This is a genomic window from Halomonas sp. BC04, from assembly GCF_000568385.1.
This window is the reverse complement of record NZ_AZQX01000079.1, coordinates 1-16886: the sequence shown is the minus strand read 5'-3', so window position 1 is coordinate 16886 and position 16886 is coordinate 1. Positions and strand designations below refer to the sequence as shown.

Genomic DNA, 16886 nt, shown 5'->3' with positions numbered 1-16886 from the left:
TTCGCAGGTTTCGAGCGAGGCGTCAGCCGTCTCTTTCTATCGTTACTTTCACTTACGGGGTAGCGCCATCGTTTCGCCGCGTCTGCTGGCGTGGCGGGCCCTGACTTTTTCCAGGAATGCATCTGCCGACATTGATCGGCCTTCTTCACGACTCTTTTCGCCTAGATTCAGCAGCTTGAGCAGAGCGATGGCCTGCTCTCGACGCTCGTGGGCGGTATAGGACTCGATCACATAGGTGGGCTTGCCCTTTTGGGTAATCACCAGAGGCTCCTCCACATCGAGTGTGGCCGCATTCTGCTTCAGGTAGCTGATGGTCTCAGTGCGCACTGGTGCACTCCTGGGTAGAAAATTTGCTTAAGGTCTAAATATAGTCCTCATATGGTCTTTCGGCCACTAGGTTTACTTCCGCGACACTTCAGTCAGCTCAACGCCGTTGCGCTCCAGTAGCGACACGAGCTCAGGCCAGACGTTGTCGAGGATGATCGACTGGGCGATGCTCGTCGGGTGAATGCCGTCGGATTGCATCATGCCATCTTCCAGGACCACCCCTTCGAGCAGGAAGGGAAGCAGGGCCACTTCGTAGGTGTCGGCAAGCCGGAAGAACACCCCGGTAAAGGCATCGCGGTAGGCCTGGCCGTAGTTCGGGGGGATATCGATCCCGAGGAGCAGCACCTCGGCGCCGGCCTGGCGGCTCGCCTCGACCATGGCGGCGAGGTTGGCCTCCAGCTGATTGGGTGGCAGGCCGCGCAGGCCGTCGTTGCCCCCCAGCCCCAGGAGAACAATGTCGGGCTCATGCTGTCCGAGTAGGTCGGGAAGTCGGCTCGCGCCGCCGCTGCTCGTCTCACCGCTGATGCTGGCATTGACCACTTCCGCCTTTCCGTCGAGACGCGCTTCCAGCAAACTGACCCAGCCTTCATCCTGCTCGATGCCGTATGCGGCGCTGAGACTGTCGCCCATGACCAGCAGCGTCGGGGTATCGTCGGCCAGCGCCGCCGGTGAGGCAGCGAGTACCATCAGGCCCAGCACACAGACGCCAAGGCAGTGGCGCCAACGCCGGCTCAGGTGATCGGAAATAGACAGCAGCACAGGGATACCTCTAGTCATGTCAGACTCCTCGAGAACCAGCTCTTCCACGATTCTACACGCCCGCGGCCTGGGCAAGCAGGTAACCAGCGGGGAACGACCGCTGACCATTCTGAGTGCCCTTGACCTCGAAGTGTTCCCTGGAGAGACGCTGGCGATCCTCGGGGCCAGTGGCGCCGGCAAGTCGACCCTGCTGGGGCTTCTCGCAGGACTCGACCAGCCCACCAGTGGCGAGCTGACCCTGTTCGGTGAGTCGCTGGGAAGTCTCGACGAGGATGGTCGCGCCGGCCTGCGCGCCGGCCGGGTGGGCTTCGTGTTCCAGAACTTCCAGCTGCTGCCCACCCTCACGGCACTCGAGAACGTGCTGCTGCCACTGGAGTTGGCACCGGTTTCCGACAGCGAGCAGCGCGGCCGCGACTGGTTGACTCGGGTCGGCCTCGGCGAGCGGCTTGGCCACCTGCCCAAGCAGCTCTCCGGTGGCGAGCAGCAGCGCGTCGCCCTGGCCAGGGCCTTCGTCACCGAACCGCAGCTGGTCTTTGCCGACGAGCCCACCGGCAACCTCGACCATGCCACGGGTGGACGCATCATCGACCTTTTGTTCGCCCTGAACCGCGAGGCGGGCACCACCCTGGTGCTGGTAACCCACGACTATGCCTTGGCGCGACGCTGCGATCGCTGTCTGCAGCTGGAGGAGGGGCGGCTCACGCCGCTGGTACTGGACGAGGTGAGGGCATGAGCGACGCTATCGGCACTGCCCCTCCGCCAGCCGAGGCGCGCCGCGGGATGGGTGCTCTGACCCTTTCGCTGCGCGGCATGCGTCGCGACCTGCGTGCCGCCGACGTGCGGGCACTGTTCGTCGCCCTGGCCCTGGCGGTGGCCGCTTCGACCATGATCGGCTTCTTTCTCGACCGCCTGGAGCGCGGCCTGGAGCGCCAGGCCGGGCAGATGCTGGGCGGTGATCTGGTGCTGGAACAGGCGCGGCCGTTCGAGGATGTGCTGCGCCAGACGCTGCGGGAGGCAGGGCTGACCCTGAGCGAACAGGTCGGCATGGTCTCCATGGCGAGCCACGAAGACGCCTTCCAGCCGACCAGCCTCAAGGTCATCGACGACAATTACCCCCTCTACGGTGAGGTCCATGTCGACCGCGGAGCGGGCGTCGAGCTTCTTTCGCGGGGCCCGGCCCCGGGCGAGGCCTGGCTGGCGCCACGCCTGGCGCAACTGCTGGAAGTCGAACTCGGCGATCGCGTGCAGGTGGGCCAGACCCGCCTGGAGGTCACCGCCCTGGTCGAGCGTGAGCCGGACCAGTCCGGCGGTTTCGCCAATTTCAACCCGCGACTGATGATGCATCAGGCCGATATCGAGGCGAGCGGCCTGGTGCAGCCCGGCTCCCGCATCGAGTTCTCGCTGCTCGCCCGGGGGGCGCCGAGCGAGGTCGATGCGGTGCTGCCACGTTTGCGGGGGCTGACTGCCGATGGCGTCGAGGTGCGTGACGTTCGGCGCGATCGCCCACAGCTGGGCAATGCGCTGTCACGGGCCGAACAGTACCTCAGCCTGGCCGGGCTCGCCGCGGTCCTGCTGGCCGGGGTGGCGGTGGCCATGGCCACGCGGCGTTACGTCGAGCGCCATCTGGACACCGCGGCGCTGCTGCGCTGCTTCGGCGCTCCCAGCGTCAACTGACCCAGCTGTTTGCCCTGCAGCTGCTGTGGCTCGCCCTGGCTGCCTCCCTGGTGGGGGCGCTGCTGGGACTGGTCGGCCAGGCCGGGCTGCTGTGGTTGCTCACCGCCTTCCTGCCCATGGAGCTGCCGCCCCCCGGCCCGTTGCCGCTGTTGCTGGGTGTATTGACGGCGCTGGCGGTGCTGGTCGGCTTCGCCGGTCCGACGCTGCTGCGCCTCAAGCGTGTCAGCGCGCTCAAGGTGCTGCGTCGCGAGCTCGACCCGCTGCCCGCTTCGGCGTGGCTGGTGGTGGGCGTGGCCAGCCTGGTCTTCGGCGGCTTGCTGTGGCTCTATTCCGGCGATCCGCAGCTGGCCTTCGGCCTGCTGGTGGGCGGCCTGGTGATGCTGGTGCTGCTGTGGGGGCTGGGTTGGCTGCTGCTCTCCCTGCTGCTGCACCTGATGGGGAGGGTGCCAGCGACAGCCGGCGGCAAGCGTCAGGCCCTGCGCCTGGGGGCGCGCCAGCTGGCGCGTCGCCGTAGCGCCAGCCTGGGCCAGCTGCTGGCCTTCTCGGTGACCTTTGCCGCCATGGCGATGATCGCCCTGGTGCGCGGCGACCTGCTGAGCACCTGGCAGGACCAGTTGCCCGAGGACACGCCGAATTACTTCGCCATCAACATCCAGCCCGGCGAGCGCGACGCCTTCATCGACACCCTGGATGATGCCGTGGACGAGCGCACGACCCTCTACCCGATGGTGCGCGGACGCATCACGGCGATCAACGACCAGGTCCCGCGTGAGGCGGTGCCGGCCGACGCCCGCGGCGACGGCTCCCTGCGCCGGGAACTTAACCTCACCTGGCGTGAAACGCTGCCGGTGGGCAATCGCCTGGTGGCCGGCCAATGGTTCGACCGCTCGCCAACCCACGCCGAAGGCGGGTGCCCATCTCGATCGAGGACGGCCTGGCCGAGCGGCTGGGGCTGGGGCTGGGCGATGCCATGACCTTCACCATCGGCGGCGAGGAGATCGTCGGCGAGATCACCAGCCTGCGCGACCTGGATTGGGACAGCTTCCGCCCCAACTTCTTCGTCATCTTCCCGCCGGATGTGCTGGAGGGGTTCGGTCATAGCTATATCACCGCTTTCCACCTCGACCGCGAGCGCGACGACATCAGCAGGGCGCTGGTTCGCGAGTTCCCCGGCGTCTCGCTACTCAACGTCGAGGCGATCCTCGGCCAGGTGCGCGAGCTGTTGACCCAGGTGACCCGGGCGGTGGAATTCGTGCTCGGCTTCGTGTTGCTGGCCGGTGTCAGCGTGCTCTATGCCGCGCTGACTGCCAGCCGTCCGACCCGAGCCCACGAGAGTGGCCTGCTGCGTGTCTTCGGCGCCGGTGATCGCCTGATCTCGCGGGTGCAGGGGGCCGAGTTCGCGATCCTGGGTTTCGCCAGCGGGCTGATGGGGGCGCTGCTGGCAGAGCTGGCCGCGGCGGGGATCTACCTCGCTGGTTCGACCTGCCGCCGCGCATTCACTGGGGCTTGTGGCTGGTCCTGCCGCTGGGGGGTGCCTTGTTGATCGGCGTGATTGGACATGCGCTGTCACGCAGCGTGCGTCGCAGACGCCAATGGAGAGTCTGGGCCTGCTCGGTGAAGCCTGAAACTAGCCGTTTGGCGGGGCCGGCCGAGTGCCGCGCCCCGCGTTGACCGGGCATTGATTGGCCCCGGTGGCAAGGGAAGTCAATAAGCGCTTTTCTGGTTACACTGTGTAAAGGCGGTGGCTGTCCGGCCGCTGTTTTTTCTTTCACATAGGAGGTGACGTCGATGAATGCACCACGTCCGGGTGCTTCGCGCCTTGGTTCTGCCTGATTTTCGCCACGCTGACGGGGGCGTCCGGCGCGGTCTTCGCCGATGCCGAGCGTCTCGAGACCGAGCTTCGCGCCCTGTTCGGGGGCTACGGCAGCATCGAGATTGGCGATGTCTCTGGTGCCATGCTGCGTTCCCGCGTCACGGCCAAGGACTTCGTCTTCGAGTCAGACGAAGGTGATCGCATACTCATCGACAGCTATGAGGTCAGCGGCGACTACGACAGCCCCGATGAGGTCACCCTGAAAGGGGTGCGCATCGAGGACAGCCTGACCGAGCTGATGCTGATGAGCGCAGAGAAGATCGTGCTTGGCAAGCCTTCGCGAGCGGTCTTTCCCCTGGACGACAGCCTGGCGCCGGAAGAACTGCGGCTCGGCAGCCTGGCGATCGATGGCATCGTGATCGACATGGCCTCGGACATGGCCGAGGACCTCTTTTATGGCACGCCGTTCACCAGCAGCCAGGGTCGCATGACCATCGAACAGGTTCGCGGCCAGTCGCTGGCCCATGACGGCATTGGCATGCTGGAGCTCACCGGGGTGGCGGGCTCGGGTGAAGACTTCGATGAGTTCGGCTCCGGCTCCTTCACCCTGGGCTCCCTGCGCTTCGAAGGGCTGACCGGGCTGGATGTGGATGGTGAGGAGCAACTGGAATCGATGGTGCTGCGTGACTTCGAGATCGACTCCGACCGGTTGATCGGCAGCCTGTCGCTGCTGGATTTCGATGGTGATTTTTCCGATGGCGAGGGTGGGGTGCGCCTCGAAGGCTTCCATATGAACCTGGCCCGCATGATCGAAATGGCCCCGGAGGAGGAGCGGACCCAGCTGCGCATGGTCAGTAACGTGCTGACCGACGGTACCGGTGAGCTGCGTCTCGACGCCGCCTTCCTGGGGAGCTGGAAGGAGGAGGGCGAACACAGTGTCCTGGTCAGCGACAGCCGTATCGAACTGCACGATGCATTACGCCTGATGCTAGATATCAACCTGCCCGTGGTGCTGCCGGCCGGAATGGAGCCCGCCGATGTCTTTGCCGATGCCGGCTCGCTGCAAGCCGCGACCTTGCTGGGAGGAGATCTTCGACTGACGCTTTCCAACCAGGGACTCTTTGGCCGGCTGGCCACCCTGGGGGCGGCCATGGAAGGCGTCACCGAGTCGCAGTACGTCGAGCAGGCGCGCACCCAGGCCCAGGGTTTTGGCATGATGTTCGGCCCCCAGGTTCAGTCGGTCCTGATGGGGCTGGTGGAGCTGCTGGAAGGGGCGGCCGATGAACTCGAAGTCAGTATCGGTCTGCCCTCGGAAAGCACCATGGCCACCTACATGGTTGACCCGCTTGGGCTGCCGGATAAGCTTTCGATGGAGGTGGAAACGCGCTGATGCTGCAGCAGGGCTAAAGCCTGCATGAGAAAAGATGGTGCAGCCCATGACGGCCTTTCATGTGAAAGCGGTCATGGGCTGGGGTATCATTGCGGGCCTAGACTCCCCCGTGATGCGAGGTTTCCCGCCGATGTTCAGCCGTGACATGCAGATTGCCGGTTTCGATGATGTCCTGTTCGATGCGATGCAGAAGGAGGTCGCTCGTCAGGAGGCGCACATCGAGCTGATCGCCTCCGAGAACTATGCCAGCCCTCGTGTGCTGGAGGCCCAGGGCAGCCAACTCACCAACAAGTATGCGGAAGGTTACCCCGGCAAGCGCTACTACGGCGGCTGTGAATACGTCGACATCGTCGAGCAGCTGGCCATCGACTACGCCAAGCAGTTGTTCGATGCCAGCTACGCCAACGTCCAGCCCCACTCCGGCTCCCAGGCCAACAGTGCCGTTTTCCAGGCGCTGGTCAAGCCCGGTGACACGGTGCTGGGCATGAGCCTCGACGCCGGCGGCCACCTGACCCACGGTGCCAAGCCCAACTTCTCCGGCAAGCATTACAATGCGGTGCAATACGGCATCGACGAGAGCGGTCGTATCGATTATGAGGAAGTGGCCAAGCTTGCCCGAGAGCACCAGCCGAAGATGATCATCGCCGGCTTCTCCGCCTACTCCCAGATCATCGACTGGGCCAAGTTCCGCGAGATTGCCGACGAGGTGGGTGCCTTCCTGCTGGTCGACATGGCCCATGTGGCTGGCCTGGTCGCCGCCGGTGTCTACCCGACCCCGCTGCCCCACGCCCACGTGGTCACCACCACCACACACAAGACCCTGCGCGGCCCCCGCGGCGGCCTGATCCTCTCCAGCGAAGGCGACGCCGACATCGAGAAGAAACTGCAGTCCGCGGTCTTCCCGGGCGGCCAGGGTGGCCCGCTGGAGCACGTCATCGCCGCCAAGGCGATCTGCTTCAAGGAGGCCATGGAGCCCGAGTTCAAGACCTACCAGCAGCAGGTGGTCAAGAATGCCCAGGCCATGGCCGGTGTCTTCATCGAGCGTGGCTACGACATCGTGTCCGGCGGTACCGAAGACCATCTCTTCCTGCTGTCGCTGATCAAGCAGGGCCTGACCGGCAAGGATGCCGACGCCGCCCTGGGTCGTGCCCACATCACCGTCAACAAGAATGCCGTACCCGGCGACCCCCAGAGCCCCTTTGTCACCTCAGGCCTGCGCATCGGCACCCCGGCGGTGACCACCCGCGGCTTCGGTGAAGCGGAATGCAGCGAGCTGGCTGGCTGGATCTGCGATATTCTCGACGCCATGGCCAAGGGCGACGACACTGCCGCCCTGGAAACCGAGGTGAAGGGCAAGGTCGAGGGCGTCTGTGCCCGCTTCCCCGTCTATCGCTGAGCCCAAATGACCCGGCGCTAGCCTTGGCAGCGCCAGTGAATCGGCCAGCTGAATCGAAAAGCCCCATTCTGGATGCCCCAGGATGGGGCTTTTCTTGCACTGATGGTGTGCAGGGGGCATGTGCGTGTGGCGCCGCGTCGTTGCCGAGAAGACCGGGCTGCTCCGCAGGCATCGGTCCGGGCCGACCTTGACAGGCTTTGTGCTGGATTGGCACGCCCCATGCAAGTGCTTCATATGCGGAATACGTTCCACTCATCCCGATCGTGCTGGAGCCACCATGTCGATAAAGCCGCTTCTCCCGGACCCCGCCCTGCGGCCGCGCCTGGTCTTCACCGACCTGGACGGCTCCTTGCTCGACCATGATAGTCACCAGTGGCAGCAGGCCAAGCCTTGGCTCATGCGGCTCAAGACCCAGGGAGTACCGGTCATACCGGTCACCTGTCGCACCCGGCAGAGCTCTTGCCACTGCGTGAACAGCTGGGTCTCGGCGATACTCCCTACATTGCCGAGAACGGTAGCGTGGTCGGCTTGCCCCCGGCCTGGCAGCATGCCCATCTGGAGCGTGACTCCTCTGCTACAGAGGGTGTCGCAATGCGCAATCTGGGGCTGGATATTGCATTTATCCGCAAACGAATCTCCATCTGGCGGGAGCGGCTGGGGCTGGCCTTTACCACCCTGGGCGAGATGACCCTGGAAGAGACCATGGCTGTGACCGGGCTGGAGGCGGACGAGGCCCGGTTGGCCCGGATGCGCCTGGGCAGCGAAACCTGGTAGGGAATGGTGATGCCTCGTCACTGGCGTCCTTTGGTGAGGCGCTTCGGGGGGATGGCCTGAACCTGGTCCAGGGTCGACGCTTCTGGCACGTGACCGGCGGCCTCGACAAGGGTGGGGCCGTGACCTGGCTGGTGGATCGCTTCACGTCGCTGCGCGGATGTGAGCCGCTGACCTTGGGGCTTGGCGACGGTCCCAACGATCAGTCGTTGCTGGAAGCGGTGGATCAGGCGGTGGTGATTCGAGGCGGCGAAGTGTCGACCCTGGCCCCGCGTCAACCGACACTCTATCGCAGCCAGGCGGCGGGCACCCTGGGCTGGGTCGAAGGCATCGCCTATTGGTGGGGAGAAGAGTCCCGCGTGACGCCGAAGCGGGAGGTATGCTCCTGAGCGGGTCTTGTCCTACAAGGTTGCGGTTCTCTTTCAACTGACCCTCGATTTCGTCTGCCCTGTCCGCCGTGAGCCACGCCAGGCGCGCTACCTTCCGGTATGCTGGAGGCAAGAAGTCCGCAGACGCGCAAGGATCGAGATTTGATGTCGACATTGACCTTTTTGGGTGCCGTGGGAGAAGTCACCGGATCACGCTATCTTCTCGAAGTGGATGGCAACGACCGGTCCCACAAGCTGTTATTGGAGTGTGGTCTTCATCAGGGCGGGGCTGATGCCGACGAGGCCAACGCCAGGCCGTTCGGCAAGCTGGCACGGGAGCTCGAAGGGGTGGTGATCTCCCACGGCCACCTGGATCACTCGGGGCTGCTGCCCAAGCTGGTGCGCGAAGGCTACAGCGGCCCCATTCACTGTACACGGGGTACCCGCGACCTGCTGGAGATCATGCTGCAGGACGCTGCCTTCATCATGGCCAAGGATGTCGACTGGGAGAACAAGTGGCGCAAGCGCAACGACAAGCCGCTGGTCGAGCCACTCTACGACCTGGATGACGTGGAGCGAACCCTGGCACTCTGCAAGACCTACCGTTATGGCCAGCCTGTGCCCTTGCCCGGCGGGACGACCCTGGTGTTTCGCGATGCCGGCCATATCCTCGGCTCGGCCATCGTCGAGCTATCGGTGCCCTCCGGGGGCCAAACCAAGCGCCTGGTGTTCTCCGGTGACCTGGGCAACCCCAGCTCGGTGCTGATGAAGGATCCCGAGAAGCTATACGACGCCGACCTGGTGTTGATGGAGAGCACCTATGGGGACCGCGACCATCGGCCGTTGGAGGAGACCCTGGAGGAGTTTGCCCAGGTGCTCGAAAAGGCCCACGCCGCCGGCGGCAACGTGCTGATTCCCGCCTTTTCCGTGGGGCGCACCCAGGAGATCCTCTACCACCTCAGCGTGCTCTACCACGAGGGTCGATTGCGTCAGCAAATGGTGTTCCTCGACAGCCCCATGGCGATCAAGGTCACGGAGCTCTACCATCGGGCGCGCAAGGCGCTGGATGCCGAGGACCTCAAGGTACTCAACATCGCCGCCAGCGGCGACACCAGCCAGTATCTGCCGATCTTGCGCATGACTCGCACTGTTGAGGAGTCCATGGCGATCAATCGCATCCACGGAGGAGCGATCATCATTGCCGGTGCCGGCATGTGCAATGGCGGTCGCATCATTCACCACTTCCGCTACAACCTGGAAAAACCCAGTACGCGGCTGGTGATCGTAGGGTTCCAGGCTGCGGGGACTCTCGGCCGCCAGCTCGTCGATGGGGCCGAGAGGGTGCGCGTGCTGGGCCAGGATTTGGCAGTCAAGGCGAAGGTCCACACCATCGGTGGCTTCTCGGCCCACGCCGGCCAGACTCAGTTGATCGGCTGGGCGGGTGCCTTCCGCAACAAACCGCGTATATACCTGGTCCACGGCGAGCCGGGCGCCCAGCAGATGCTCAAGGCCGCCCTGGCCGACAGCGGTATCGAGTCCGAGATACCTGCTTACAGAGACCGTATCGAGCTGTAACGCACGCCGGGGGCCGGCGGGGCAGCCACAACGACTCGCCCTGCCTTCCGAGGAGGCGGCCTGAGTGGCCGCTTTGTCACTTGTCGGCGCCAGCGACCTGGAGCCGTGCCACCACTTCGGCGTGGTCACCTTCGCGCGCCCAATGCAGTGGCGTAGTGCCATCGTCGGCGAGGTGGCGTGGGTTCGCGCCGTGCTCCAGCAGCAGTTCGACCAGCGCCAGGCGGCCACTCCTGGCGGCCCAGGTCAGGCTTGACCATCCTGCCTCGTCATCCACGGCATCAATCCGGGCGCTGGCCTCCAGCAGGGTGCGGCTTGTGGCCTCCCTGCCGTTGACTACCGCCACCATCAGCGCCGTGTAACCCGCCTCATCGCGATGCTCCGGGTCGCGCCCCGCGCCAGCAGCGCCTCGAGCAAGGCCAGGTGGCCGTTGGCAGCGGCCTTCATCAGCGCCGTCCATCCGCAGCCGTCACTGGCATCCACGGGGACACCCTCGTCCAGCATCGCCATGACGGTATCAGTGGCGCCGCGTTCGGCGGCCAGCGTCAGAGCCGTGCGTCCCAGCGGGTCCACCGTCGGTATTTCGGGCGCCATCAGTCGAGGCGTCACGACGAACGCTGCGATGATTGCCAGCGCCAGAAGGGCGCCGGTCAGCATCGGGTAGCGGCGATAGGGGAGGGTGGTCCAGCGCCAGAGTATTGACATGGGTAGGCTCCATTAGGGTGAGGCAGGGCGGCATGATGCCGGCTCACGGCAATACCTCGAGTGCGACTTGTTGTCCCGGAAGCTTACTCTTGCCTTTTAAAAATTGATTTGCATCAAGGTGCGTCGACTTGTCCCATGCGGATTTTCCCGTAGTAGACTAGGCTTCTCTGACTGCGGTAATTGTTATTTGCTTAGAGTAACAGGTTATTAAAATGGCCTGCCCGGCCACGGACAAGTGCACTGAATCACACTAGCCATTAATCACTGCAGAAGAGGTAATCCAATGAGCATCAAGACAACCCTGACCCTGGCTGCTGCAGCCGCCGCCATCGGCCTCTTCGGTGCGGCCCTGGCCGATAGCCATGGTGACGACCATGCCTACGCCGACAAGGCCCTGTTCATCGTGACCAGCGGCTCCCTGGAGACCCAGGGCATGGCGATGATCCTGGCCAACGCCATGCGCGAGCAGGGCACCACCCCGCACATTCTGCTCTGCGACGCCGCCGGCGACCTGGCGGTGGAGGGCTACAGCAGCGAGGGCATCAACACTCCGCCTGGGCACCCCATGGAGCAGATCACCCCGGAAGGCCTGCTGCAGATGATGATGGGCGAAGGAGCAGGTGTGGATGTCTGCGCCATCTATCTGCCCAACAGCGACCATGGTGAAGACGACCTGCGTGAGGGCGTGGGTGTTGCCGCTCCCGGACCCATGGCCGAGATGATGCGCGACCCGAAGATTCCTGTTTACAGCTTCTGAATCCACTCGCCCCTGAAGTGGATGCCGGCTGCCCTATGGGAATCGGTGCGCTGCTATCAGGGGTTGAAGGAGAGTCACCATGGACATGAAAAGCAACGTGGGCGGTGCCGACAAGATCGCCCGCATCGTCATCGGCGCACTGCTGATTGTTTTGGCGTTAGCCGGCGTCATCGGCGCCTGGGGCTGGGTCGGTGTGCTGCCGCTGGCCACCGGGCTGTTCAACTTCTGTCCGGCCTACCGGCTCCTGGGCATCAATACCTGCAAACTGAGGAAGTAGATCTCAGCAGGGCAACTGCCCGCTTGCAAGATGGCGCTATCGCTCCTTGGCGGTGGCGCCATTTCTTTTTCCGCTGGTGTTTGGCTTTTCTATCGTGACCATCGTCAAGTTCAATTGGTCATTATATCTCCAAAATGAATAACATTATAACCGTAATAAGGGTGAAGCTTGCTCACCCCCCCCACCCCTGAAGGAGAACGATGATGGAAACCCAGACTCAGCAGCCTGCCATGCCCCAGCTCAATCGTCCTGCACCGGACTTCATTGCCAAGACGACCCATGGCGAGAAGTCCCTTGCCGACTACAAGGGCAAGTGGCTGGTATTGTTCGCCCACCCCTCTGACTTTACGCCGGTGTGCACCACCGAGTTCTCGGCCTTCGCTACCCGGGCCGATCAGTTCAAGGAGCTCAACACTGAACTGCTGGGCCTGTCCATCGACAGCATCCATGCCCACATTGCCTGGACTCGTAGCATCAAGCAGAATTTCGGTGTCGAGATTCCCTTCCCGATCATCGCCGACCTGAACATGAAGGTGGCCAATGCCTACGGCATGATCCAGCCTGGCGCCAGCGATACTGCCGCAGTGCGCGCCACCTTCGTGATCGACCCGGAGGGTGTGCTGCGGGCCATGCTCTACTATCCGATGACAAACGGGCGCTCGGTCGACGAGATCCTGCGCCTGGTCAAGTCCCTGCAGACCAGCGATGAACACGGCGTCGCCACTCCCGAGGCGTGGCAGCCGGGCGAGGCCGTCATCGTGCCGCCGCCGCACACCGATGCCGACGCCGAGGCACGCAAGGATCAGGGGTATGAGTACACCGACTGGTACTTCTGCAAGAAGGCCCTGTAAATCCAGCACCATTCGGCCCCGGCTGCCGGCCGGGGCCATCTGGCCAAAAGCGACGAGCTCGACGTAAGGAGGCCGATATGAAAACCTTTTCCCTTTCCCGCAGTGCCGGTGTCGGCAGCCCCGACGTGGCAGGCTTCTTCGACCCGCGCACCTTTAGTGTCCAGTACGTTGTTAGCGACCCTGCGACCGGAAAGTGCGCCATTATCGACCCGGTGTACGACTTCGACGAGAAGTCCGGCGCCACTGCCAGCTATCATGCCGATGAACTGCTCGCCTACGTGGAACAGCAGGGGCTCGAGGTGCAGTGGGTCCTGGATACCCACCCCCACGCGGATCATTTTTCCGCAGCACGATATTTGAAGGCAAAGACCGGGGCGCCTACCGCCATCGGCGAGAAGGTGATCGAAGTCCAGAAACTGTGGAAAAAGATCTATCACTGGCCTGATTTTCCTGCCGATGGTTCCCAGTGGGACCGTCTGTTCGCCGACGGCGACACTTTCCGCATCGGTGAGCTGGAGGGGCGGGTGATGTTGTCGCCGGGCCACACACTAGCTTCCATCACCTATGTGATAGGCGATGCCGCGTTCATTCACGACACAATCTTCCAGCCGGACTTCGGGACGGCACGTGCCGACTTTCCCGGCGGGAATGCTCACCAGCTCTGGCGCTCCATCCAGGCGATCCTGGCGCTGCCAGACGACACTCGCCTGTTCACCGGTCATGACTATATGCCGGATGGGCGCGAGCCTGAATGGGAGAGCAGCGTGCGCGAGCAACGCAACAGCAACCCCCATCTGGCAGGCGTTGACGAGGCGGACTATGTCGCAATGCGTGACCGGCGCGACAGCGAGCTGCCGATGCCCAAGTTGATCCTGCATTCCTTGCAGATCAACACCCGAGGCGGGCAGCTACCCGAGCCTGAGGCCAATGGCAGGCGCTATCTGAAGATTCCGCTGGATGCCCTTGAGGGCGCCGCCTGGGAATGAGGCGGTGATTGGAAGGTGTTATATATCCAAATAATCTATTCTTAGAACTTGTTTTCGGCTATGCTGTAGCCATATCCGGAAGCAACGACACCAACGGAGGCCGCTTCCCATGTCCAAGACGAACGCGTCCCGACCCATCGTGACCCATTTCTTCGATGAGCCCACCAACACCTTCAGCTATGTGGTGCAGGATCCCGAGAGTCAAGCCTGTGCGATTCTCGACTCGGTACTCGACTTCGACTACGCCGCCGGGCGCACCGATGTTCGCTCTGCCGATGAGGTCATCGCCTTCATTCAGCGCGAGGGGCTGACCGTCGAGTGGATTCTGGAAACCCATGTCCACGCCGACCACCTCTCTGCGGCGCCCTACCTGCACGAGCGGTTGGGTGGCAAGACCGGCATCGGCGCCAACATCACCGTCGTTCAGGATGTCTTCGGCAAGGCCTTCAATGCCGGCACCGAGTTCGCTCGCGACGGTAGCCAGTTTGACCGCCTTTTCGAGGAGGGCGACACCTTTGCCATCGGCAACCTGGAAGGTCACGTGTTGCACACGCCAGGCCACACACCGGCCTGCCTGACCTACGTGATCGGCGATGCCGCCTTCGTCGGCGACACGCTGTTCATGCCCGACTACGGCACCGCACGCTGCGATTTCCCGGGCGGTGATGCGCGCACCCTCTATCGCTCCATCCAGAAGGTGCTGGCCCTGCCGGGCGAGACCCGCATCTTCCTCTGCCATGACTACAAGGCGCCGGACCGGGAGGAGTACCAGCACGAGACCAGCGTAGCCGAGCAGCTCGCTCACAACGTGCACGTGCATGAGGGCATCAGCGAGGAGGAGTTCGTCAGGATGCGAACCGAGCGCGACGCCACCCTGGACATGCCGCGGCTGATCCTGCCCTCGGTGCAGGTGAACATGCGCGCCGGCCACATGCCGCCGGCCGAGGACAACGGCCAGGTCTACCTCAAGGTACCGATCAACAAGTTTTGAGGCCCATCTTCAAGGAGAGTGCTCATGCAGATTCATCAGCTTGAACCCGGCTTCGCCATTACCGACGCCGTGACCCCGGCCGACCTCGACGAGGTCGCCCGTCGCGGCTTTCGTGCGGTGATCTGCAACCGCCGACCGGGAGAGGCCGATGACCACCCGGATGACCGGGCGCTGAGCGAGAGGGCCGCCGAGCTGGGTCTCGAGTGGCGCTGTATCCCGGTCACCCCGGGCGAGTATGGCGAGGCCGACATCGAAGCCTTCGGCGAGGCGCTGGAGAGCTTGCCTTCGCCCATCCTGGCCTTCTGCAAGACCGGCAAGCGTGCCATTCACCTCTGGGCCCATGCCCGCAGCCAGGGGGAGAGCTGCGATATTCCTGCGCTGCTGGCCGCGGCGCGCGCCGCGGGTCATGACCTGGAGGAGCGACGCCCGCTGCTGGAAGCTGCCGGGAAACGCTGAGCGATGAACCCCAAGCGCTACCTGCCCATCCTGCAGTGGCTGCCCGGTTATGGCCGCGCCACCCTGGGGAGCGACCTGCTGGCGGCGGTGATCGTCACCATCATGCTGATCCCGCAGTCGCTGGCCTATGCGATGCTGGCCGGGCTGCCGCCGGAGGTGGGGCTCTATGCCAGCATCGCCCCGCTGGTGGTCTATGCGGTTTTCGGCACCAGTCGCACCCTGGCGGTGGGGCCGGTGGCGGTGGTCTCGCTGATGACCGCGGCGGCAGTGGGGCAGGTGGCGCCCCAGGGGACGCCGGAGTACCTGGGGGCCGCCCTGGTGCTGGCACTGATGTCGGGGCTGATTCTCACCCTGATGGGGGTGGCGCGGCTTGGCTTCCTGGCCAACTTTCTCAGCCACCCGGTGATCTCGGGTTTTATCACCGCCACCGGCCTGATCATCGCCGCCGGCCAGCTCAAGCACGTGCTGGGGGTGCAGGCCGCCGGCCACAACCTGCTGGAGCTGGGAGCGAGCCTGGCCACCAGCCTGGGCGGGGTGAATGCGCCGACCCTGGCGATCGGTGTCGGGGTGCTGGCCTTTCTCTACGCCGCACGGCGCTGGCTCAAGGGCGGGCTGGTCAAGCTCGGCGTGCCGGCACGGCCGGCGGACATGCTGACCAAGGCCGCGCCGATTCTCGCCGTGGCGGTGACCACGCTGACCACCTGGTGGCTGGGGCTGGACGAACTCGGCGTCGCGTGGTGGGCGAGGTGCCGGCGGGCCTGCCACCGCTGACCCTGCCCGGCTTCGACAGCGGGCTGTGGAGCCAGCTCTTCGTGGCGGCCCTGCTGATCAGCGTCATCGGCTTCGTCGAGTCGGTGTCGGTGGGCCAGACGCTCGCCGCCAAGCGTCGCCAACGCATCGACCCGGACCAGGAGCTGGTAGGGCTTGGCACGTCTAACATTGCCGCATCGTTCACCGGCGGCATGCCGGTCACCGGTGGCTTCGCTCGCTCGGTGGTCAATTTCGATGCCGGCGCCGAGACACCGGCGGCGGGAGCCTTCACCGCCGTGGGCATTGCCGCCGCGGCGCTGCTGTTGACCCCGCTGATCGCCTACCTGCCCATCGCCACCCTGGCTGCCACCATCATCGTGGCGGTGCTGTCCCTGGTGGACATCGCTGCCATCAAGCGCACCTGGCCTATTCACGCTGCGATGCCGCGGCCATGCTGGCCACCATCCTGATCACATTGGGGCATGGGGTCGAGAGCGGCATCCTGGCCGGGGTGACCCTGTCGCTGGCGCTGCATCTCTACTACACCAGCCGACCCCACAGTGCGGTCGTGGGGCGGGTGCCGGGCACCGAGCATTTCCGCAATGTGCAGCGTCATGCGGTGGAGACCGACGAGCGGCTGGCCATCCTGCGTGTCGACGAGAGCCTCTACTTCGCCAACGCCCGTTACCTGGAAGACACCGTGATGGCGCTGGCGGCGCGGCAGCCGGGTATTCAGCATATCGTGCTGGCCTGCCAGGCAGTCAATGTCATCGATGCCTCGGCGCTGGAGAGCCTCGAGGTCATCAACGCCCGGCTCAAGGATGCTGGCGTGACGCTGCATCTCGCAGAGGTCAAGGGGCCGGTAATGGACCGCCTGTACAACACCGATTTCTGTCGTGAACTGACCGGGCAGGTGTATCTGAGCACCTATGACGCCTGGCAAACGCTACACGGTGACGGGGGAGAGCGGGGGACCGTTTGCGGCAAGCCGGCTGATCGACACGCATCGGCCTGAAGCGCTCGTTTCTGAATGGAAACACTAC

Annotated in this window: 16 protein-coding genes and 2 pseudogenes; 14 read left to right on the top strand and 4 right to left on the bottom strand. The window is 64.4% G+C overall.

Annotated features, from left to right (window positions below; all coding sequences use genetic code 11):
* Positions 1-48: 48 nt before the first annotated feature.
* Both Q427_RS05865 and Q427_RS05860 read right to left on the bottom strand, forming a co-directional pair.
* Positions 49-327: a type II toxin-antitoxin system Phd/YefM family antitoxin gene (locus Q427_RS05865; RefSeq protein ID WP_043511897.1), complete on the bottom strand. Its 279-nt coding sequence runs from the start codon at positions 325-327 to the stop codon at positions 49-51.
* A gap of 72 nt (positions 328-399) precedes the next feature.
* A complete protein-coding gene (locus Q427_RS05860; protein WP_043511895.1) occupies positions 400-1104 on the bottom strand; it encodes an arylesterase in 705 nt (234 codons plus the stop codon).
* On the opposite strand from Q427_RS05860, the gene Q427_RS05855 reads away from it, so the two are divergent.
* The 7 genes and pseudogenes from Q427_RS05855 to Q427_RS05830 all read left to right on the top strand — a co-directional run bounded on the left by Q427_RS05855 (position 1103) and on the right by Q427_RS05830 (position 10073).
* Complete coding sequence (locus Q427_RS05855) at positions 1103-1819, top strand: ABC transporter ATP-binding protein (protein ID WP_043511893.1); 717 nt, start codon at positions 1103-1105, stop codon at positions 1817-1819. The genes Q427_RS05860 and Q427_RS05855 overlap by 2 nt on opposite strands.
* Before the next feature lie 47 nt (positions 1820-1866).
* A pseudogene (locus Q427_RS31030) lies at positions 1867-4385 on the top strand (ABC transporter permease).
* A 330-nt stretch (positions 4386-4715) separates the two neighbouring features.
* The gene (locus Q427_RS05845; RefSeq protein ID WP_231613458.1) at positions 4716-5963 is read left to right on the top strand and encodes a hypothetical protein; all 1248 of its coding nucleotides are present in this window, start codon (positions 4716-4718) and stop codon (positions 5961-5963) included.
* A gap of 130 nt (positions 5964-6093) precedes the next feature.
* The gene (glyA, locus tag Q427_RS05840) at positions 6094-7359 is read left to right on the top strand and encodes a serine hydroxymethyltransferase (RefSeq protein ID WP_043511904.1); all 1266 of its coding nucleotides are present in this window, start codon (positions 6094-6096) and stop codon (positions 7357-7359) included.
* A gap of 390 nt (positions 7360-7749) precedes the next feature.
* A complete protein-coding gene (locus tag Q427_RS33435; protein ID WP_231613457.1) occupies positions 7750-8133 on the top strand; it encodes a hypothetical protein in 384 nt (127 codons plus the stop codon).
* A gap of 89 nt (positions 8134-8222) precedes the next feature.
* Entirely contained in the window at positions 8223-8519 is a 297-nt protein-coding gene (locus tag Q427_RS33430) for an HAD family hydrolase (protein WP_231613456.1), read from the top strand.
* A 144-nt stretch (positions 8520-8663) separates the two neighbouring features.
* The gene (locus Q427_RS05830; protein ID WP_043511886.1) at positions 8664-10073 is read left to right on the top strand and encodes an MBL fold metallo-hydrolase RNA specificity domain-containing protein; all 1410 of its coding nucleotides are present in this window, start codon (positions 8664-8666) and stop codon (positions 10071-10073) included.
* A gap of 76 nt (positions 10074-10149) precedes the next feature.
* Here the strand turns inward: Q427_RS05830 and Q427_RS05825 are convergent, their stop codons facing one another.
* Entirely contained in the window at positions 10150-10419 is a 270-nt protein-coding gene (locus Q427_RS05825) for an ankyrin repeat domain-containing protein (RefSeq protein ID WP_051496163.1), read from the bottom strand.
* A complete protein-coding gene (locus Q427_RS28660; RefSeq protein WP_051496162.1) occupies positions 10419-10775 on the bottom strand; it encodes an ankyrin repeat domain-containing protein in 357 nt (118 codons plus the stop codon). Before Q427_RS28660 ends, Q427_RS05825 begins: the two co-directional genes overlap by 1 nt.
* 283 nt (positions 10776-11058) lie before the next feature.
* On the opposite strand from Q427_RS28660, the gene Q427_RS05815 reads away from it, so the two are divergent.
* The 7 genes and pseudogenes from Q427_RS05815 (at position 11059) to Q427_RS35130 (ending at position 16858) form a co-directional block, all read left to right on the top strand.
* Positions 11059-11532, top strand: coding sequence for a hypothetical protein (locus tag Q427_RS05815; RefSeq protein WP_043511883.1), 474 nt, complete (start codon positions 11059-11061; stop codon positions 11530-11532).
* A gap of 85 nt (positions 11533-11617) precedes the next feature.
* The gene (locus Q427_RS05810) at positions 11618-11809 is read left to right on the top strand and encodes a YgaP family membrane protein (RefSeq protein ID WP_043511899.1); all 192 of its coding nucleotides are present in this window, start codon (positions 11618-11620) and stop codon (positions 11807-11809) included.
* 203 nt (positions 11810-12012) lie between these two features.
* On the top strand, positions 12013-12660 hold the full coding sequence (locus Q427_RS05805; protein ID WP_043511881.1) for a peroxiredoxin: 648 nt from the start codon (positions 12013-12015) through the stop codon (positions 12658-12660).
* Between the two features lie 77 nt (positions 12661-12737).
* The gene (locus tag Q427_RS05800; RefSeq protein WP_043511879.1) at positions 12738-13646 is read left to right on the top strand and encodes an MBL fold metallo-hydrolase; all 909 of its coding nucleotides are present in this window, start codon (positions 12738-12740) and stop codon (positions 13644-13646) included.
* 109 nt (positions 13647-13755) lie between these two features.
* Positions 13756-14637, top strand: coding sequence for an MBL fold metallo-hydrolase (locus Q427_RS05795; protein WP_043511878.1), 882 nt, complete (start codon positions 13756-13758; stop codon positions 14635-14637).
* 24 nt (positions 14638-14661) lie between these two features.
* Positions 14662-15093: a TIGR01244 family sulfur transferase gene (locus Q427_RS05790; protein ID WP_043511875.1), complete on the top strand. Its 432-nt coding sequence runs from the start codon at positions 14662-14664 to the stop codon at positions 15091-15093.
* Positions 15094-15096: 3 nt separating this feature from the next.
* Positions 15097-16858 (top strand): annotated as a pseudogene (locus tag Q427_RS35130) (SulP family inorganic anion transporter).
* Positions 16859-16886 lie beyond the last annotated feature (28 nt).